Origin of the sequence: Kutzneria sp. CA-103260 (assembly GCF_018263855.1) — a bacterium.
In the GTDB taxonomy this organism is placed as follows: domain Bacteria; phylum Actinomycetota; class Actinomycetes; order Mycobacteriales; family Pseudonocardiaceae; genus Kutzneria.
In genome coordinates this window covers 2,320,550-2,339,197 of sequence record NZ_CP073318.1, presented here as the reverse complement: position 1 = coordinate 2,339,197, position 18,648 = coordinate 2,320,550, and the positions used below count along the sequence as shown (strand labels likewise).

Here is an 18,648-nt window from a genome sequence, read left to right as displayed (position 1 = left end):
GAGGCCGGTCGACCGCCGGCAAGGGCATCTCCATCCCGATCCGGTCCGCCACTCCAGAGGAGCCCGCATGACCAGGGACCAGGGCCTGGCGCAAACCGCCCCGAAGACGAGCAACCGACCCGCGTGGGTCACCGAGCAGGTGCTCGCGCGGTGGTGCGACTGGGTACGGCAGGACGTGAGCCGGCACAACGGCACCGCGCCGGAGCCGGTGACCGCGGTCGCGCCGTGCGACCTGTCGCCGATCGCGCCGGTCCCCACCTGTGCCCCGGAGGACGTCGTGGCCGCTGTCGCCGACGGCCGGGCGGCTCAGCGGGAGTGGGTGGGAACGTCGATCGCCCGCCGTGGCCAAGTTGTGCTCGCCTTCCACGATCTGCTGCTGGCGCGGCAGGACCAGGTCCTCGACCTGATCCAGTGGGAGACGGGCAAGGCGCGCTACCACGCCTGGCAGGAGGTGGCCCAGGTGGCGGCGATCGCCCGGCACTACGCGCGTCGCGCGCGACGCTATCTGGCCACCCGCCACGTGCGAGGGATGGTGCCCGGCCTGACGAAGGTCAAGGAGACGCGGGTGCCGAAGGGCGTCGTCGGCATCGTCTCCCCCTGGAACTATCCGCTCTACCTCGGGGTCGGCGACGTGCTGCCCGCGCTCCTGGCCGGCAATGCCGTGGTGTCGAAGGCCGATTCCCAGACCGCGCTGACCATGTTGTGGACTCGTGCCCTCGTGGCCGAGGCGGGCCTGCCACCCGATCTGTGGCAGATCGTGACCGGTTCGGGGTCCGTGGTGGGGACCGCCCTGGTCGACGCCGTCGACTTCGTCGGGTTCACCGGGTCCACCGCCACCGGCCGCACGGTGGCGGCCCGGGCCGCAGGGCGGCTGGTCGGGGCATCCCTCGAACTCGGCGGCAAGAACCCGCTCATCGTGCGCGAGGACGCCGACATCGCCGCCGCGGCGGCCGGCACGGTGGTGGCCGCCTTCGCCAACACCGGCCAGATGTGCATCCATGTCGAACGCGTCTACGCGCACGAGAAGGTCTACGACGCGTTCCGCGACGAGCTCGTGCGGGCAACCCGGGCGCTGCGACTCGGACATGCCTACGACTACTCGGCGGACGTCGGCCCGCTGGCCTCCGCGGCACAACTGGCGGCCGTCGAGACACACGTCGACGACGCGGTGGGCAAGGGGGCGACCGTGCTCGCCGGCGGCCGCGGCCGTCCCGACCTAGGCCCGCTCTGCTACGAGCCGACGATCCTCGAGGGCGTCACGCCCGAAATGGCCGTCTGCGCGGAGGAGACCTTCGGCCCGGTGGTCGCGCTGCACCCGTTCGCCACCGACGACGACGCCATTTCCCTTGCCAACCAAGGGACCTACGGTCTGTCCGCGTCGATCTGGTCGAGCGACAGCCGGGCCGCCGACCGGATGGCGGCGCTGATCCGCGCCGGCTCGGTCAACATCAACGACGGCGCGGCGGCAGCGGCCGGCAGCATCGAGGCCGGCATGGGCGGCATGGGCGACAGCGGGCTCGGCCGCCGGCACGGGGCCGAAGGCATCCTCAAGTACACCGAAAGCCAGACGATCGCCCGGCAGCGACTCATGCCGCTCGGCCCGTCGCCGAAGACGTCCGTGGCCGGTTTCGTCCGCCGCACCAACCGACAACTGGCGCTGCTGCGCCGTCTTGGCCTGCGATGAGCAGCGACAGGGCGCGAGTGATGGGAGTCCCGATGGCCAGTGCGATCTCGACCGGACGATCCCTCTACGAGGAGGACCACGAACTCCTGCGCGACACGGTCCGCGCCTTCGTCGACAAGCACGCCGCACCCCACGCCGAGCGATGGCGGGCGGAGGGCAAGGTCGACCGCGCGCTCTTCGAGGAGGCCGCGCGGGCCGGCATCCTCGGCTTCACCATTTCCGAGGAGTACGGCGGTGGCGGCATCACCGACTACCGCTTCAACGCGGTGATCGGCGAGGAGTTCGCACGCAACCCCGTTTCGGACGGCCTGGCCGGCGTCGCGCTGTCCAACGACATCGTCATCCCCTACTTCACCGACCTGACCAACGACGAGCAGAAGGCCCGCTGGCTGCCCGGCATCGCGGCCGGAAAGCTCATCGTCGCGGTCGCGATGACCGAGCCGGGAACGGGCAGCGACCTGGCCGGCATCGCCACCACCGCTGTTCGCGACGGCGCGGACTACGTGGTCAACGGCAGCAAGGTCTTCATCTCCAACGGCCAGAACGCCGACCTCGTCGTCACCGCCGTCCGGACCGGCCCGGACCCGCACCGCGGCATCAGCCTGCTGGTCGTCGAAGCCGATCGCCCCGGCTTCGCGCGCGGCCGCAACCTGGAGAAGATCGGCCTGCACGCCCAGGACACCAGCGAGCTCTTCTTCCAGGACGTCCGGGTGCCCGCCGCCAACCTGCTCGGCGAGGAAGGGTCGGGCTTCCTCGGTCTGATGCGCAATCTGCCCCAGGAGCGGATCTCGATCGCCGCCAACGCCGTGGCTTCCGCGGAGGGCGTGCTGGCGCGCACCCTGGACTACGTCAAGCAGCGCAAGGCGTTCGGCCAGCCGATCGGCTCCTTCCAGAACACGCGCTTCGAACTGGCCGAGATGGTCACCGCCGTCCGGGTGAGCCGGAGCTACATCGATGATCTGCTCGCCAAGCACGTCCGCGGCGAACTCAGCGCCGCGGACGCCGCGGCGGCCAAGTTCTGGACCACGGAGCAGTACGTCGGCATCGTCGGACGGTGCCTGCAACTGCACGGCGGTTACGGCTACATGCTCGAATACCGCATCGCCCACGACTACCTCGACTCGCGCATCTCCACCATCTACGGCGGCACCACGGAGATCATGAAGGAGATCGTCGGCCGCGACCTGGGCCTGTAGGCGGCGGGCGTGGTCCACACGCCCGCCGGCCTTGAGCCCGACTCAGATCCGTTCCCGCGCCTGCTTCTCGTCCTGGGCGCGCAGCAGGCTCTTGAGCACCTTTCCGCCCGCGTTGCGGGGAAGTCCGGGGACCGGCACGAGGTCCTTGGGCATCTTGAAGGAGGCGAGCTTCCCGTCGAGGAAACCGGTCAGCTCGGCCAGGGACAGGTCGGCCGCGACGGTGACGAACGCGACCGGCACCTGGCCCCAGCGCTCGTCGGTCCGGCCGATCACGGCAACCTCCAGCACCGACGGGTGCTCGGCGATGACGTTCTCCAGTTCGGCGCAGTAGATGTTCTCGCCGCCACTGATGATCATGTCCTTCTTGCGGTCGACCACCCAGACGAAGCCCTCGTCGTCCTGCCGGACCAGGTCGCCGGAATGGAACCAGCCGCCGGCGAAGGCGGCCGCGGTCTCCGCCGGCTTGTTCCAGTACCCCCGGGTCACGGTCGGCCCGCGGTAGACGATCTCGCCCACCTCGCCCACGGCCACGTCGTTCATGAACTCGTCGACCACACGGCACTGCACGGTCGGAATCGGCCGGCCCACGGAGCCGAGCTTGCGCAGCGAGTCCTCCCCGCGCAGCACGCACGTGATCGGCGAGGTCTCGGTCTGGCCGAACACAGCCACGTTCAGGGCCTCAGGAAAGCTCGCCGCCATGGCCCGCAGCGTCGTGTCGCTCGCCGGCGCGGCGCCCCAGCTGATGACCCGCAGCTTCAGGTCACGCTTCTCGATGTCCGGCTGGGCGCAGATCGAATCCCACTGCTGCGGAACGTTGAACACCACGGTGGCGTCCTCGCGTTCGTAGGCGTCCAGCACGGCCCGCGGGTCGAAGGCGCCCAGTGGGTGGATCACGACCGTGCCGCCGACCAGGAAGTTCGCCACGATCGAGCCCAGGCCCGCGATGTGGAAGAAGGGCGCGGTCAGGAAACCGACATCGGAGTCGTCGAAGATCTCCATGGCCCGGACGCAGGTGATCGCCTGCACCTGGAGATTCCGGTGGGACAGCAGCACTCCCTTGGGCCGGCCGGTGGTGCCCGAGGTGTACATGATCAGCGCCGTGGACTCCTCGCTGACGTCGGGCAGCTCCATCGGCGCGTGGGCGGCCAGGAACTCCTCGTACGGCACGACGTCTTCGGTCACGTCGGACTCGCCGATGACGACCACCGTGCCGATCGACGAGGCGGTCGGCACGGCCCGCAGCAACGGCAGCAGCTGCGCGTCGACGACGACGGCCGACGGCGTGCAGTCGGCCAGGATGTAGTCGAGTTCCAGCGGCGCGAGCCGGAAACTGAGCGGAACGGCCATGGCTCCCAAGCTGTTCGCCGCGAACACGCTCTCCACGAACCAGGGGTGGTTGAGGGTGAGGGTCGCCACGCGATCCCCTTCGGCGACACCTCGGTCGGCGAGCGCGGCGGCCAGCTGCAACGACCGCCGCGACAACTGCGCCCAGGTCGTGGTCTTCCCGAGGTGCCGCAGCGCCGGCTTGTCCGGCCGCATCATCGCGTGGGTGGCCGCCTGCGCCATCCAGTGCTGCCGGAAGGACCAGGCGGGAGCCGCGTCGGTCGACATGGACCACTCCTCAGGGTGCCGGACAAGTGAAGGTCGGACACGTCATTATGAGAGGGAACGAAGCAGCTTGAGAAGGGCTATGTTAATGGAAAGTCACAGTGGTTCACGGACCGGGCCGGCGGGCGGGCTGGTCCCGGGACGCGGGTCGTCTCATGATTGACTGGCAGGCATGGCCCTGTTCCCGCGTACGCCCGCCGGGGTGTTGACGTGACCGCCGAGCCGACCGCGGCCGTCCGGCCACGCAACCGCCGGCAGCTCATCGTCGACGCGGCCGGTCGCGTCTTCAGCAAGCGCGGCTACCACGCCGCGTCCATGGAGGAGATCGCGTCCGGCGTCGGCATCACCGCGGCCGCGCTGTACCGGCACTTTCCGAACAAGTACGCGCTGTTCGCCGAGTGCACGAACGCCATGGCCGACGGCCTCGTCGCCGCGCTCGAGGAGGTGCCGCCGGCCGGGGCCCTCGCCGACGTGCTCGCCGCCGTCGCCCGGGTCACCGTCGCCCATCGAGAGTCGGGCGGCGTGTACCGGTGGGAGGCCCGTTACCTCAACCGCGAGGATCGCCGGGTCCTCCGGGCGAAGTTCGGGAAGGTGGTCGAGCGGGTCGCCGAAACGGTGCGACGTGAGTACCAGGTGCCCGACGAGCACCTGCGAGCCGCGGCGGCCCTCGGCGCGATCGGGTCCATCACGATGCATCACACCTCGATCGCCCAACGCCGGGCCGAGGACCTGCTGGTGGCGTCGGCCGTGCGTGTGGTCGCAACCGATCCGGCGGCGGCCGTCGGCAGTGCGCGCCTGGTCGAGCTTCCCGCCCAGCCCGTGCCGCGGACCCGGCGCGCCGAGATTCTCGCGGCCGCCATCCCCCTGTTCGAGCGGGACGGGTTCGTCAACGTCACGAACGGCCGGATCGCCGAGGCCGTGGGACTGACCCAGTCCGCGCTCTACCGCTATTTCCCGGGCAAGGTCGACATCCTGGCGGCCGCCTGCCTCCAGGCGGCCGCGCTGTTGGCCCAGGCGGTGGAACAGAACCTGCGGGGCGTGACCGGTCCGTATGAGGCCGTCGTCGCGCTGGCCGGGACCTACGTGGCCTACAGCTTCGGGCACACCGCGCTCACCAGCGTCGCCGACGCCGAACTCGTCGGCCTGCCCGCCGACCTGCAACGGCCCCTGGTCATCGCGCAGCGTGAGCACATCGCCGTCTGGGAGCAGCAACTCCGGCTGGCCCGCCCGGACCTCGATCCGCGCCAGGCCCGAGTGCTGGTGCACGCCGGATTCGGCGTCGTCGTCGAGGCCGGCCGCCGCCTGCGGTGGCAGGACAGCCTCGCCAACCGTGACACCGTCACCGCCCTGCTCGTGGCCGCCCTCGGTCTCTAGCACTCCAGCGAGGTCCATCCGGCCTGGAATCAACCATCCAGGGCATCGAGTTGACGCTGTACTCGGTCGGCCTCGTCGTCGCGACCTTGCCGCCGGTACAGCTCCAACGCCTCCCGCCACACCGACCGGGCCTGCTCGTCCTCGCCGAGCGCGGCATGAGGGTGGCCAAGAGCATCGAGGGTGGTGGCAGCGTAGTGAATGTTGCTGAGGGTGCGGCGAAGGGCGAGGGCTTGCCGATAGTGGCCGATGGCCTCTTGATGGTGGCCGCTGTGGTGGTCGATGTAGCCGAGGCTTTCCAGGGCGGCCCCCTCGCCCTCAAGGTTGTGGTGGTCCCGGTGGGTGGCAAGGGCTTCCTGACAGCAATCACGCGCGGTGTCGTAGTCACCTAGCCGGGCTGCGTACCAGCCCATGTCGTTGAGCGCATTGGCTTTCCCCACCGGTCGGTCGAGCATGCGGTGGAGGTCCAGGGCACGGGTAGCGTGTTCCAGAGCTCCTTGATCGTCTCCCTGGTGTGCCCGCGCCCACGCGAGCATGCGGTGAATGTGGGCTTGGTGATCGGTGTCGTGATGCTCCTCGGCCAGCGCGAGAGCTTGCTGCAGATGCTCGATCCCCTCCTGGTGACGCCCCAGGTCCACGTGTACCTGGCCGAGGTACCAGTGCGCGCGGATGCGGATGGCGGGGTCGGGGAGGTGCGCAGAGGCATCCAGCGCGGCCCGCCAGACGGCGAGCCGGTCGTGGCGAAGCCCTTGTCGGAGGTGAAAGGTGGTCAAGGCCCACGCCAGTTGCCACACCGCGGAGTGCCAGGTGTGGGCGGCGGCGGTGTATTGGGCGGCGAGCAAGGCTGGATGTTCGGCGTCGAACCAGGCCATCGCTGCGGGAATGTCGGACAGTGGCTGGAGTCGGACACCAAGGACGGGTAGGGCTAGCTGGATCGGCGGTCGGTTGGAGTTCAGGAGGCGGTCGGCGGTGTGGGCGGTATGGGTGTAGAAGTCCAGGACTCGTCGCAGTGCTGTCTCCCTCGTCTGGTCATCCAGGTCGTTGGCGGTGGTGATGGCGTAGGCGCGGATCAGGTCGTGCATGGCGTAGCGGTCGCGGGCGTGGCGGTTCAGCAGCGACGCCGCCACCAGCTCCCTCAGCACCGTCCGCACCTCCGTCATTCCCAGTCCGGTGAGGCTGGCGGTGGCGGGTAGTCCGATGTCAGGGCCGGGGGCGATGCCGAGCAGGGCGAACACCGTGCGCTGCTGGGTGGTCAGGCCGCGGACGGACCAGGACAGCACGGCGGGCAGGCTGGCAGTCGGGTCGGCGTCGTCGAGTGCGACCAGGTCGGCGTCCCGGAGTTCGGTGGTGAACTCGGCCAGCGGCAGGTCGGGGTGGGCCTGGGCGCGGCTGGCGATGATGCTCAACGCCAACGGATAACGTCCGCACAGGCGGATCAGTTCGGCGACCGCGTCCGGCTCGGCTGCCACCCGCGCATGCCCCAGGCGCTGGGCGAGAAGAGCATGTGCCTCGGCGTCGGTGAGAACGTCCAGGTTCAGGTGGCGGGCCCCGTACCGGGTGACCAGCGGGGTGAGGATGATGCGGCTGGTCACGATCACGGTGCACGAGGGTGTGCCGGGTAGCAGCGGGATGACTTGGTCGGGGGCGGCGGCGTTGTCGAGCACGATGAGCATGCGTCGGCCGGCGATCTGGCTGCGGTAGCGGGCGGTGTGCTCGGCCAGGCCGCCGCTGACGCGTGCGGGGTCAATGCCCAGGGCGTCGAGGAAGCCGCGGACCGCGGTCAAGGGATCGAGCGAGGTGCTGTCAGGGCTGAAGCCGCGTAGGTCGGCGAACAGGTGTCCGTCGGGGAAGCGGTCAGCGTGGGTGTGGGCCCAGTGCAGGGCGAGCCAGGTTTTGCCGATCCCGCCGGCCCCGGCGAGTGCGGAGATCAGCACGGTGTTTCCGTCGGTGATGTCCAGAGCCGCGAGTTCGTTGCTGCGGCCGGTGAATCCCGCGGGTGCCGGGGGCAGTTGGCGCGGCGTCACCTTCGGCGCGGCGGGGATGGTCAACGTCGGGTCCGCAGTCAGGATCTGCTGGTGCAGCTGTTGAAGCCCGGGGTTGGGATCGGTGCCGAGTTGGTCGACCAGCTCCCCGCGGAGGTGGCGGTAGTGGTGGAGCGCGTCGGCTTGGCGGCCCGAGCGGTACAGCGCGAGCATCACCTGGCCGGCAAGGCGTTCGTCCAACGGGTGTTGCGCCGCGTGGGCGATGAGGTCGGCCAGTAGTTCGGTGTGGCGTCCGCAGCGCAACGCGGCGTCGGTGCGGTCCAACTCCGCGGTACGACGCTCCGCCGCCAGCGTCGTTCGCACCGAGGCCAGCCAGGGGCTGTCCAGATCCGCGAAGGCCATCCCGCGCCACAGGGCCAGGGCTTCGTCGAACAGTGCCAGGGCCTGGTTGTCGTCGGTCGAGGCCCCAGCCTGGGTGATCAGCTGACGGAACCGGTGCAGGTCCACCGTTGCCTCGTCGACGCTGAGCAGGTAGCCGGCGGAGCGCCGGTGCAGGGACACGTCCGGCAGGGCTGCCAGGACCGCGCGCAGTCGGGAAACGTAGCTGTACAAGGCATCGCGACCGCGTTGGGGAAGATGCTCGCCCCAGACGTGGTCCACGAACTGATCGACGGGCACAGGATGGTTGGCCTGCACCAGCAAGACGGCCAACACGGCGCGTTGCCTGGTGTGGCCGAGGTCGACGGGGTGACCGTCGTCGAGTGCTTCGACGGTGCCCAACACGCGGAACTCCGCAGCCACCACTTCCCCCACGCCGGATCGGCTCTCCCCGTGTCGGCTTAGCAGACCGGACCACCGGTTTCAAGCTTTCCCGAAGGTTCCGCGAGGGTTGCGAGCGCACCGTCGTGCCGTGCCAGAGCAACACCAAGGTCTCACAGGCAAGGGAGAAGAACGGTGATCATGAGACGGATGGCGGTCTTGGCCGCGACGGTTGCGGCGATGGCCGGCACGGTGCTGACGCTGCCGGCGGCGGCCAGCGCGTCGACCGCGGTGGCGACGCCGTACGTGAACAACCCGTCGCAGTGCCAGGGCGGCGCCGATCCCGGGTGGTTCTGCGCGTACTCCGGCCAGAACTTCACCGGTCAGAGCATCGGCATGTACGACTGCGCGAACTACCTGATTCCGTGGACCAGCAAGGGATCGTGGGACAACGAGCAGACCCCCGGCACCCGGCCGTGGCTGTACTGGGCCAATGGCGCGACCGCCTGGCACATGCCGGCCGCCGCCTCGTACCAGAAGACGAACGTGGACTGGGCGCCGGTCGCCTCGATCACGAACTGCTGAGCAACCCGTCCGGGCTGGTTGTCCTCCGCGCGACGCCCGCGCGGAGGACAACACCGATCTTCCTCAGGCGATGGAGAAAATTGTGATCACGAAACGATTTGCCGTGTCGGTCTCGATAGCCGCCATGCTGATGTCGCTGCCGGCTGTGGCCGGCGCGGCGCCGGCGCGAATCGAGCCCTCCATGGTCAACCTGCCGCAGTGCCAGGGAGGAGCCGCTCCCGGGTGGTTCTGCGCGTACTCGGGTCCGAACCTCACCGGTGACGACATCGGCGTATACGGCTGTGGGAACCTCCCGATCCCGTGGTTGAGCGCAGGTTCCTTCGACAACAACATGCTCGGCACCCGTCCGGTGATCTACTTCGTCGACGGTAGACCCCCATGGCGTCTGCCGGCCGGCGAACAACGTGGCAACATCGACTGGGCGGCCGTCGCCATGATCACCACCTGCTGACCCGCGCCGGCGTCGTCCGAAAGACCCTCGCCAACACCGTACGCACCGCCGTCCGGGCCGTCGGTGTGGGCGGCCAGCCCGAGCATCTCCGCCACGCTCGCCGCCCAGCTGCCGACGCTGGCTGCGCGCGATGAGCCGGCGCAGCCTGGTCAGTCCGGCGCTCTACCTCGTGACGGCACTGGTCGCTCTGGTCAACGCGCCGGCGTCGTTGGCGCTCGACGCCACCACGGCGATCTACTTCGCCCTGCTGCCGGGTTCCGTGCCTCGTGCGTGACTGCCGGGCAAGGACGAACCCACATTCGTGCAGGAGCCTTGACCGTCCGGACGGCTGCCCGCGACGGTAGGAGAGCGCTCTCCCACCTGCCGGTCACCGGTCCTCCAACCGAGCCGGCAGCCCAGAGAGCGCTCTCCCGCCCGTCAAGACGATCGGAGTCCCCCGTGAGCACACCTCTTGGCCGCCGCACGACGGCCCGAGCCGGCGTCGCCGCCGCGACGGTGCTGTGCGCCGTCCTGGGCACGTCGGCCCTCGCGCACGCCGACAACGCGGGCGGTGTGGCGATCGACCTCGGCGGCGCCGGCGGCGACGGTTTCGTGGCCGACACCTACTGGTCCGGCGGCAGCGCCGACACCATGCCCACCGGCACTCCCAGCCTGCCCAACTTCGGGGGCACCGTCACGCACCCGCTGCCCGCCGGCATCTGGGACACCTCACGGGTCGGCGAGTTCACCTACACCATCCCGGGCCTGCAGGCCGGCGCCGGCTACGAGGCCCGCCTGTACTTCCTCGACTGGTACTTCAAGCACCCCGGACAGCGCGAGTTCGACGTCACCGTCAACGGCTCGAAGGTGCTCACCAACTTCGACATCATCGCCGCCGCCATCGCCCGCGGCGCCGACGGCCAGGAGGCGTTCGGCGTCGAGAAGGACTTCCCGGTCACCGCCGACGCCACCGGCACGGTGACCATCGCGTTCACCCGCGACGCCGTCGACCAGCCCCAGGTCAACGCGATCGCCCTGGTGCCGGCGACCTCCTGAGCCGGCGCACGCCCCGGCGGCGGGCCAGCACATGCCACCGCCGGGGCGGAACCGTTGTCCGCACGAACCCGACCAGTCGACCGTGCCGGCAAGCGCGTTCGCCGACTACGGCGCCACGCCCGCGAGCGTGATGTGGTTCGACAACTGGGGTCGCCGAGCCGCGTTCCCCGTGGCCACGGCCGAGGCGCTCTGGCGGCGGAATGTCCTTCCGCACTTCACCTGGGAGCAATGGGATCCAGCACTTGCGCTGACCGACCCCGGCCAAATCAGGTTGGACGCCATCACGAGTGGGCAGTGGGACGACTACATCGCCGCTCGCGGCCGCGAGTTCGCGCGGTACGGCGGCCCCCTGATCGTGCGCTGGGGCCACGAGTTCAACGGAAACTGGTGCCCCTGGGCAGTCGCCACCAACAACCAGAACCCGCGGGCCTACCGTCGCGTGCACGACATCGTGTGCGCCCAGGGCGCTCGCGACGTCCAGTGGTGCTGGGCCTACAACAACGGACCGAGCCCCGCCGCCGACTGGAACGACGAGGCGCTCGCCTACCCGGGCGGCGCGTACGTGGACTGGATCGGGATCGACAAGGAGGAACGCTGGTCGCTCACCCCGGGCCTGCCTGGGCTCCGGGAGCTCGTCGGCGCCGGTGACCACGGGCGACCGCGGCCGGCCGTGCGGCAGCCGCGGTGCCGCGAACCTTCCGGCCACTGCCCGAGCCCGCACCCGAAGCAGCGCAACCGGCGTTCCGGTCGAAGAAGTAGTCCTTCTCCCCGGTCGTGGACTGTCACGCAACTGGCGACAGGACCCGAGCGTCCTAATCCACGGTCTGTGGACGGGGCACAAGGGGCGGGAGCAGAGTTGAACGGGCTTGAGACGGCGGCGGCTGACGGTCACGACCGACCCGTGAGAGGCCGGCTTTGGTTGCCAGCCCTGGTGAATCTCGGCCTCGGGGTGCTCGCCATGGCACCGCTCCACCTGGCCCGGTGGCTCGTGGTCAACTACCTGCCGATGGACTGCAAGAGCGTCGAGGACGTGGCCAGACGGGACCTGGTCAACTGCGACTACACCACCCTCGACCACGCGGGGGTGGTGATGTTCGCGGCGGTCGTCACCGGGGCCCTGCTTCTCGTGCTGGCGTTGACAATCGACGTGCTTCTACCCCTGCGCCGCGGTAGGCGTCTCGGCGCCTGGCTCGGCATGGCGTTGCTGATCCCGGTCCCGTTCGTGGTGTGGCTGTGCCTGACGTGACGAGCTAGCCATGCCTGGTCAGGTCGCGGACTCGATCCGGGCCACCAGTTCACGCACGGCGGCGAGGGTTTCGTCCGGGTGGTCGACCTGCACGTTGTGCGTGGTGCCGGGCCAGCTCAGCAGCGATGCGCCGAGGGCGGTGGCAAGTCGGGCATGGGCTTGCCGGACAGGGTGGTCCGGCTTGCGGTCCGCAGTGATCAACACGCTCGGGAGTCGCGGCAGTTCGGATTCGTGGAAGTCGGCGGACAGCCGGGTGAGGCCGCGGACCGCGCGATCCAGCGTCGGGTAGTCGAGGTCGCAGGTCCGGTCGAGGGCGGCCGCGCAGTCCGGTCGCAGCCGCAGGTCGCGCATCGTCCGTTTGACGGACGCCCGGGTGAGTGCGGTGAGCACCTTGTGCACCGGTCGGATCTTCGCCAGCGGCCCGATGACGCGCACGGCGCGTTCCACCCGCGCGGACAAGCGCGGATCGTTGATCGGGGTCGGATCGAGCATGACGATGCCGGCGACGTTCTCGGGGTGGTCGCGGGCCAGGAGCAGGGCCACCGCCCCGCCCAAGCTCTGCCCGACCACGACCACCGGGCCGCAACCCAGTTCGTTGATCAGCGCGTTCAGGTGGGACGCGGCCGTGGCGAGACTCCCTGGCGTGGCCGAGGTTCCGGTGCCGGGACGGTCGTGCACGACGACGCGGCAGCCGGGATCGGCGACGAGCCCTTCGGGCAGCCCCGGAAAGAAGCCGTCACAGGACTCGGCGCCGCCGGGCAGCAGCAGCACCGGCTGTCCGGCGGCGCCGTGCACACGAACTCCATCGATCGGCATGGGCACTCCTCGGCTGCAGGACGCTAAAGACTTGATTGAACGTCAATCACCAGCGTGATTGTACTACAATCTCAAGCCTGATAGGTCCCCACCTCCGTGTATCGTGATCAGTCAGAGGTGGGCACCAGGTGGATCGAGGGAACATGACCGCATCGTCCGTCAGGTCGGCCGAAGCGCGGACCGCGCCGGAGCGCGTCGCGGCGATCCTTCGTGACGAGCTGTTGGACGGGGCCCATCCGGTCGGCACCCGCTTCCGCGAGGAGGACCTCGCCGAGCGCTTCGACGTCGGTCGCAACACGATCCGCTCGGGCCTGCGGCTGCTCGTCGAGCGTGGACTGGTGGTCCACGAGCGGAATCGAGGCGCTGTCGTCCCGCCGCTGAGCCGGCGACGCATCGACGAGGTGTTCGACTACCGCAAAGTGCTCGAGCTCGGCGCCCTGCGGATGGCGCTGGACGCGAGCGCCGACTTCGGCCCGGTGCTGGCCCAGGTGGAACAGCTCGAGTCGCTGGCCGAGCGGACTCCGAGCCCGCCCTGGCGGGAGTTGACCGAGGCGCACAGCGCCATCCACCGCTCGATCGTCGCGGCGGCGGGCAACCAGCACCTGGTGGACAGCTACCAGCGCTGCGAGGACGAGATCCGCCTGCTGCTCACGTTCGTTCGGCCCGACTTCGACGCCGCCCGGCTGGCCACGGTCCACCGGGACCTGGTCGAGCAGCTCCAGCAGGGCGGACAGGCCGCGGTCGACGCCCTCACCACGGACATCGACCAGGCGGGCCGGGCCGCGCTGCTGACCGCGCTGCGGCGGGCCGAGGAAAGCGCGCGACTGCTCGGCCGCTGACCGAGCATCGGATCAGCGCAGACCAGCGGGCGCGACGAGGCCTCGCAACCAGAACCGATGTCCGTTCAGGCACCGCGTCGAGGCGGAGCCGTGCCCTCCTGGCCATTCCGCCGACGGTCGGCGGCGGGCAACGTCGGCGTGAGCACTGTTCGGCACTGCTGAGGGAGTCGGATGCACGCCAGGAATCGGGAGGGCGACCAGGCGTCGCAGGCGCGCCGGCCCAAGCAGACGGAAAGTTCCCGGCCGGCCGCCACGACGTCCGAGGAAGCGATGCTGGCGTTGCAGCGGTCCATCGGCAACGCCGCCGTCGCCCGGCTGATCACCGCACAACCGCACAGCTGCGCCGACGGCTGCAGCCATGCCCAGCCCGTGCAGCGCTCCACCGTGCCGGACGTGCTGCGCTCGGCCGGCCGGCCCCTCGACGCGCCGTTGCGAGCGGAGATGGAGGACCGGATGGGCGTGGACTTCTCCGACGTGCGCCTGCACACCGGCCCAGCCGCCCAGCGCTCCGCCACCGAGATCGGTGCTCGCGCCTACACCTCGGGCAGCCACATCGTCGCCGGCACCGGCGGTCTCGACAAGCACACCCTGGCGCACGAGCTCACCCACGTCATCCAGCAACGCTCGGGTCAGGTCGCCGGCACCGACCAGGGTGACGGACTGCGGATCTCCGACCCCGGTGACCGGTTCGAACGGGAGGCCGAGGCGAACGCCACCCGTGTCCTGGCCGGGTCGCCCCGGCACGACGAGACCCCGCGCCAGGCGACGGAACCCGCTACCGGCAGTGTGCAGCGAGCCGTGGACGAGGAGCAGGCCGTTCGTCCCAAGGTCCTTGTCGTCTCGGACGTGAGCGGCAACGGCCTCGGCGGGGTGCCGGTGTTCAACATGGAGCTGATCAAGGGCCTCACCGTCAACCACGACGTGACGATGCTGACCGCGGACGAGGCGGTCAACCACGACACCGAGCGGAAATCCGCGGAACACGGTGGCGCCCAGGTGGTGAACGACCAGCCGCCGGTGCGCGCCGACGATCCGACGAAGCGGGTCGAGGGCCGGCTCCACCTTGTCTCGATGGCGAGGCAACGACCCGGCGATTACGGGCTGCCCTCGAAGCCGGACTCGTTCGACGTCATCATCGGGCACTCCCGGTTCTCCGGTCCCGGCGCCAAAGCCATCCGGGACGCGTGGTACCCCCAGGCGCGGCTGGTCCATTTCCTGCACACCAGCCCGGTCCGCCTGGACAAGATCAAGGAGCGGCCGGACAAGGGCAAGCACAACGCCGACATCGAACGCGGGGTGATGCAGCATTCCGACCTCGTCGTGGGGGTGGGACCGCTGCTCACGGCGGAGGCCGAGCGGCTTTCGAAGCAGATCCTGCGTTCCCCGGCCGTGCACGAGTTGGTGCCCGGCACCGATCCGAAGGCGATCAGGGAGCACACCGAACCAGCTCCGCCCCACCAGCCGGGGCTGCGGCTGCCGCGGCCGGTGGTCAGGCTCCTGCTCACCGGCCGCGCCACGGACGTGATCAAGGGGGTCGACGCCGCGGTCCAGGCGGTCGGCATTCTGCGCCGGTTGGGCCTGCGTATCCACCTCACCATCCGCGGTGGCCCCGATCCGAACACGGATGCGGCGAAGCACCAGGAGTTTCAGAACCGTGTCAAGCTGCTGGGGCGGGGCATGGTCACCGTGAAGCCGTTCACGCCGAACGCGGCCGAACTGGACGCCGACCGGGCGAACGCGGACGCCTTGATCATGCCGTCCCTGCACGAGGGCTTCGGGCTGGTCGCGACGGAGGCAGCCGGCATCCCGGTGATGGTCAACGACGAGAGCGGCGCCGCCGAGTTCCTGTCCCGGTTCGAGGAGTTCGGGCAGCCCAACCCGATGGTCGTCCCGGCACCGTACGAGATCGACCCGGCGAGCGGCCGGGAAACCGAGGACGGGACCAAGGACCGAGCTTACGCGTGGGCCAGTGCGATCAAACGACTGTCGAACACCCTGGCCGACCGCCGTGAGGACGCTGGGCAGCTCCAGCGCCTGCTGAGCCGGTACACCTGGCAGCACGCCGCCGACGCCCTGATCGCGGCCGCGATGGCGGCCACACCGGGCGCGACCCGGCCAGGCACCGGGGTGAGCCCCAACCGTGGGCCGATCACCCGTCAGGGACCGGACGGCACGGTGATCGAGGAGCAGGCCCACCGAGCCGACTGGACGCCGGACGAGTACTGGGACGGCACCACCACGCGGCCGCTGCCCGACCGGCAGACCGACGAGGAACGTGCGGCGCGGCTGCGGAACCTGCGGTACAAGGGAATCCTGTGGGAACACCCCTGAACTGATCATGCGGCCACGCCCGTGGGCATGTTCGACTGCCACTGGCGTTCACACGGTGGTTCACCGGGCGACGGGCAACAGGTCGAGTTCGGGCCATTCGTCGCCCGGCAGGGTGGCCATCAGCACGCGTGGCGTGTCGAGCAGGGCCGCCGGCCATTCGCGCTGGATCTTGGGGACCAGCGGTGAGCGAAGGTGCGCCTCGACCGCCTCGTCCCGGTGGCCTTCCAGCAGGTAGAAGACGCCGGGGTCGTCGACGTCGCGGGACCACCGGAACCACAAGTTGCCGGCCTCCGCTCGGGTCGCCTCGGTGAACTCGGCGACGAGGTCGAGCCAGCGGTCGGCCCATTCCGGGCGCACGGCGAACCGGATCGTGATGGCCAGCATTGATTGTCTCCCAACGGAAAGCGGTCGGTGATCGGGCGAGCATAGGGCGGTCCGGGCGCCGGGCTCGCGGTCGCGTCCCGCTCAGCGGGACAAAAAGTCACCGGCTGGTGACTTGGCCGCTAGCGTGGTCACCAGTTGGTGACTTGAAGGGAGGCGGCCATGCCCGCTACCGAAGTTGTGGTCGTCGGCGGCGGTCCGACCGGCATGGCCCTGGCCGGCGATCTGGCCCGGGCCGGCCGGCAGGTGACCGTGCTGGAGCGGTGGCCCGACGTCAATCCGTCGAGCCGGGCGTTCGCGGTGCAGGCCCGAACGCTGGAGGTACTAGACAGCCGCGGGCTGGCGGATCCGTTGCTGGACAAAGGAATCATCACCGACGCGGTGCGACTGTTCGGCGGCGCGACGCTGGATCTCAGCCGGCTGCCTTCACGCTACCGGGGCGTGCTGATCACCCCGCAGACCAACGTCGACCGAGCACTGGAGGGCTATGCCCGCGCGCAGGGCGCGACCGTCCTGCGCGGCGCGGAGGTGACGGACCTGGTGCAGGATGCCGACGGCGTCAGCGTGATCGCGCGCCCCAAGAACGGCGGCGAACCGACGGTCTGGCGGGCCCGGTACGTGGTCGGCGCGGACGGCGCGCACAGCCGGGTGCGAGAGCTGGCGGGGATCGGATTCCCGGGCGAGTCGGTGCTGAGTTCGGTTGTGCTGGCCGACGTGCGCCTGGACCGCGGCCCGACCGAGGGTGGCCTGACCATGGCCAGCACTGGCGAAGTGTTCGGCTTTCTCGCGCCCTACGGCGACACCGGCTGGTTCCGTTCGATGACATGGGACCGCCGCCATCAGCTGCCCGACGACGCGCCGGTCGACCCGGCGGAGGTGGGCGACGTGCTCGGGCGCGCCCTCGGCAGGGACGTCGGCGTCGCCGAGATCAGCTGGAAGTCCCGGTTCCACTGCGAGGAACGGCAGGCCGAACGCTACCGCGCCGGGCGGGTGTTGCTCGCCGGCGACGCCGCGCACGTGCATTCACCGATGGGCGGGCAGGGCCTCAACACCGGCGTCCAGGACGCCGTGAACCTGGCCTGGAAGCTCGCCCTCGCGCTGACCGGCGCGCCGGAGTCCATTGTGGACACTTATCACGCCGAGCGGTATCCGGTCGGCCGGGACGTGCTGGCCCGCAGCGGCGCGATGATGCGCGCGATCACGCAGGCCACCGGGCCCAGGCGCAGCCTCCAGAACCTGCTCGCCCCGCGGCTGCTGGGCATCCGCCGCGTCTCGGACGCCATGGCCGCCGGCTTCGCCGGCGTGACGCTGCGCTATCCGCGGCGCCGGAACGAACACCCGCTGGTCGGCACGCGGGCGACCGAGATTCCCTTGCGTGGACAGCGGTTGACCGTGCTGCAACGCGAACCGGGGTTCGTGCTCGTCCGCGAGTCCGGAGCACGACGGCTCGACACCGACCTGATCCAGGCCGAACGCGCCGATCGCGGACCCGCGGTTCTGGTGCGGCCGGACGGCTACATCGCCTGGGCCGGATCGAGCGCCGCCACCGGTCGCGATGGGTGGCGGACCACGCTGACCGCGTGGACCGGCGACGGCCAGCGGGCGGTCACCGGGCGGTGACCTACGATCGGTCCATGGCACGGACGCGCGACGCCGACGCGACCCGCGCGGACATCCTCGCGGCCGCGCGCATTCGGTTCGGCACCGACGGGTACGACCGGACGACGCTGCGGGCGATCGCCGCCGATGTCGGCGTCGACCACGCGCTCGTGTTCCGGTACTTCGGCAGCAAGCAGGACCTGTTCGCCGCGGCCGTGGACTTCACGGTGGACTTCGCCGACCTCAGCGCGGTGGCTCCCGAGGACTTGGCCGCGGCCCTGATTCCCCGCTTCGTCGCCGTCTGGGAGGACGAGGGCACCTTTCTCGCTCTGCTGCGCGCGGCCATGAGCAGCCCGGTCGCCGCCGAGACGATGCGGACCGTGTTCGGCACGCAGGTCGCCCCTGCCTTCGCCGCGGCCACCACGGACCATCCGCTCGAACGTGCCGCCCTGCTCGGCGCGTTCATGCTCGGACTCGCCACCAGCCGCTACGTGCTACGCACCCCGGGCATTGCCGAGATGGACCACGCCGAGCTCACCGCCTGGATCGGCCCGGTGGTCAGCCAGCTGCTCACCGGACCGGCGCCGGTGGACCGTCCTCTTTGTTGAGTCGGGTTGTTGGAGTTGACCATGTCGCCGCGTTGGGCGCCGGGACCGAGGCATTTTCCGTACTGCGTCACGACTACGCCTCCTCGTCCTTCGGCTACGCGCTCGACGGCGAACTGGTCACCGGATTCGAGCCAGAACCACATCTCACGGACAAACC

16 protein-coding genes are annotated in these 18,648 nt (G+C 70.2%); 12 read left to right on the top strand and 4 right to left on the bottom strand.

The features are described 5' to 3' along the window. The first annotated feature begins 67 nt into the window (after positions 1–67). Together JJ691_RS10180 and JJ691_RS10175 are read left to right on the top strand one after the other, a co-directional pair. Entirely contained in the window at positions 68–1,684 is a 1,617-nt protein-coding gene (locus JJ691_RS10180; protein ID WP_211768528.1) for a succinic semialdehyde dehydrogenase, read from the top strand. Positions 1,685–1,716: 32 nt separating this feature from the next. Then, on the top strand, positions 1,717–2,880 hold the full coding sequence (locus tag JJ691_RS10175) for an acyl-CoA dehydrogenase family protein (protein ID WP_211768527.1): 1,164 nt from the start codon (positions 1,717–1,719) through the stop codon (positions 2,878–2,880). 42 nt (positions 2,881–2,922) lie between these two features. On the opposite strand, the gene JJ691_RS10170 is transcribed toward JJ691_RS10175, so the two are convergent. After that, positions 2,923–4,491, bottom strand: coding sequence for an AMP-binding protein (locus JJ691_RS10170; protein ID WP_211768526.1), 1,569 nt, complete (start codon positions 4,489–4,491; stop codon positions 2,923–2,925). A 207-nt stretch (positions 4,492–4,698) separates the two neighbouring features. Between JJ691_RS10170 and JJ691_RS10165 the strand changes: the two genes are divergently transcribed. Next, positions 4,699–5,862 (top strand): TetR/AcrR family transcriptional regulator, encoded by a 1,164-nt coding sequence (locus tag JJ691_RS10165; protein WP_211768525.1) that lies wholly within the window; start codon positions 4,699–4,701, stop codon positions 5,860–5,862. 29 nt (positions 5,863–5,891) lie between these two features. Here JJ691_RS10165 and JJ691_RS10160 read toward each other — a convergent pair whose 3' ends face one another. Next, positions 5,892–8,654, bottom strand: coding sequence for an AfsR/SARP family transcriptional regulator (locus JJ691_RS10160; protein WP_249227808.1), 2,763 nt, complete (start codon positions 8,652–8,654; stop codon positions 5,892–5,894). 156 nt (positions 8,655–8,810) lie between these two features. On the opposite strand from JJ691_RS10160, the gene JJ691_RS10155 reads away from it, so the two are divergent. The 5 genes from JJ691_RS10155 to JJ691_RS10135 all read left to right on the top strand — a co-directional run bounded on the left by JJ691_RS10155 (position 8,811) and on the right by JJ691_RS10135 (position 11,917). Beyond that, on the top strand, positions 8,811–9,185 hold the full coding sequence (locus JJ691_RS10155; protein ID WP_211768524.1) for a hypothetical protein: 375 nt from the start codon (positions 8,811–8,813) through the stop codon (positions 9,183–9,185). A gap of 82 nt (positions 9,186–9,267) precedes the next feature. Further along, a complete protein-coding gene (locus JJ691_RS10150) occupies positions 9,268–9,636 on the top strand; it encodes a hypothetical protein (RefSeq protein WP_211768523.1) in 369 nt (122 codons plus the stop codon). Positions 9,637–9,766: 130 nt separating this feature from the next. Further along, the gene (locus JJ691_RS10145) at positions 9,767–9,910 is read left to right on the top strand and encodes a hypothetical protein (RefSeq protein WP_211768522.1); all 144 of its coding nucleotides are present in this window, start codon (positions 9,767–9,769) and stop codon (positions 9,908–9,910) included. Positions 9,911–10,074: 164 nt separating this feature from the next. Then, entirely contained in the window at positions 10,075–10,671 is a 597-nt protein-coding gene (locus JJ691_RS10140) for a malectin domain-containing carbohydrate-binding protein (protein ID WP_211768521.1), read from the top strand. An 82-nt stretch (positions 10,672–10,753) separates the two neighbouring features. Further along, positions 10,754–11,917 (top strand): glycosyl hydrolase, encoded by a 1,164-nt coding sequence (locus tag JJ691_RS10135; protein WP_211768520.1) that lies wholly within the window; start codon positions 10,754–10,756, stop codon positions 11,915–11,917. Positions 11,918–11,935: 18 nt separating this feature from the next. Here JJ691_RS10135 and JJ691_RS10130 read toward each other — a convergent pair whose 3' ends face one another. Further along, positions 11,936–12,733 carry an alpha/beta fold hydrolase gene (locus JJ691_RS10130; protein ID WP_211768519.1) on the bottom strand — a complete coding sequence of 266 codons (798 nt, stop codon included), beginning with the start codon at positions 12,731–12,733 and terminating at the stop codon, positions 11,936–11,938. 143 nt (positions 12,734–12,876) lie between these two features. On the opposite strand from JJ691_RS10130, the gene JJ691_RS10125 reads away from it, so the two are divergent. Both JJ691_RS10125 and JJ691_RS10120 read left to right on the top strand, forming a co-directional pair. Beyond that, a complete protein-coding gene (locus JJ691_RS10125) occupies positions 12,877–13,572 on the top strand; it encodes a GntR family transcriptional regulator (protein WP_211768518.1) in 696 nt (231 codons plus the stop codon). 171 nt (positions 13,573–13,743) lie between these two features. Next, positions 13,744–15,903 (top strand): eCIS core domain-containing protein, encoded by a 2,160-nt coding sequence (locus JJ691_RS10120; RefSeq protein ID WP_211768517.1) that lies wholly within the window; start codon positions 13,744–13,746, stop codon positions 15,901–15,903. Positions 15,904–15,963: 60 nt separating this feature from the next. On the opposite strand, the gene JJ691_RS10115 is transcribed toward JJ691_RS10120, so the two are convergent. After that, entirely contained in the window at positions 15,964–16,287 is a 324-nt protein-coding gene (locus tag JJ691_RS10115) for a putative quinol monooxygenase (protein ID WP_211768516.1), read from the bottom strand. A gap of 159 nt (positions 16,288–16,446) precedes the next feature. Between JJ691_RS10115 and JJ691_RS10110 the strand changes: the two genes are divergently transcribed. Then, a complete protein-coding gene (locus JJ691_RS10110) occupies positions 16,447–17,904 on the top strand; it encodes an FAD-dependent monooxygenase (protein WP_211768515.1) in 1,458 nt (485 codons plus the stop codon). Between the two features lie 14 nt (positions 17,905–17,918). After that, positions 17,919–18,491, top strand: coding sequence for a TetR/AcrR family transcriptional regulator (locus JJ691_RS10105; RefSeq protein WP_211768514.1), 573 nt, complete (start codon positions 17,919–17,921; stop codon positions 18,489–18,491). Positions 18,492–18,648: the final 157 nt, after the last annotated feature.

Excerpts from the sequence above, each read along its gene's own strand:
- JJ691_RS10180 (WP_211768528.1), top strand. The coding sequence starts at position 68 with ATGACCAGGGACCAGGGCCTGGCGCAAACCGCCCCGAAGACGAGCAAC.
- JJ691_RS10175 (WP_211768527.1), top strand. The coding sequence starts at position 1,717 with ATGGCCAGTGCGATCTCGACCGGACGATCCCTCTACGAGGAGGACCAC.
- JJ691_RS10170 (WP_211768526.1), bottom strand. The coding sequence starts at position 4,491 with ATGTCGACCGACGCGGCTCCCGCCTGGTCCTTCCGGCAGCACTGGATG.
- JJ691_RS10155 (WP_211768524.1), top strand. The coding sequence starts at position 8,811 with ATGGCGGTCTTGGCCGCGACGGTTGCGGCGATGGCCGGCACGGTGCTG.
- JJ691_RS10145 (WP_211768522.1), top strand. The coding sequence starts at position 9,767 with ATGAGCCGGCGCAGCCTGGTCAGTCCGGCGCTCTACCTCGTGACGGCA.
- JJ691_RS10130 (WP_211768519.1), bottom strand. The coding sequence starts at position 12,733 with ATGCCGATCGATGGAGTTCGTGTGCACGGCGCCGCCGGACAGCCGGTG.
- JJ691_RS10125 (WP_211768518.1), top strand. The coding sequence starts at position 12,877 with ATGACCGCATCGTCCGTCAGGTCGGCCGAAGCGCGGACCGCGCCGGAG.
- JJ691_RS10120 (WP_211768517.1), top strand. The coding sequence starts at position 13,744 with ATGCACGCCAGGAATCGGGAGGGCGACCAGGCGTCGCAGGCGCGCCGG.
- JJ691_RS10115 (WP_211768516.1), bottom strand. The coding sequence starts at position 16,287 with ATGCTGGCCATCACGATCCGGTTCGCCGTGCGCCCGGAATGGGCCGAC.
- JJ691_RS10110 (WP_211768515.1), top strand. The coding sequence starts at position 16,447 with ATGCCCGCTACCGAAGTTGTGGTCGTCGGCGGCGGTCCGACCGGCATG.
- JJ691_RS10105 (WP_211768514.1), top strand. The coding sequence starts at position 17,919 with ATGGCACGGACGCGCGACGCCGACGCGACCCGCGCGGACATCCTCGCG.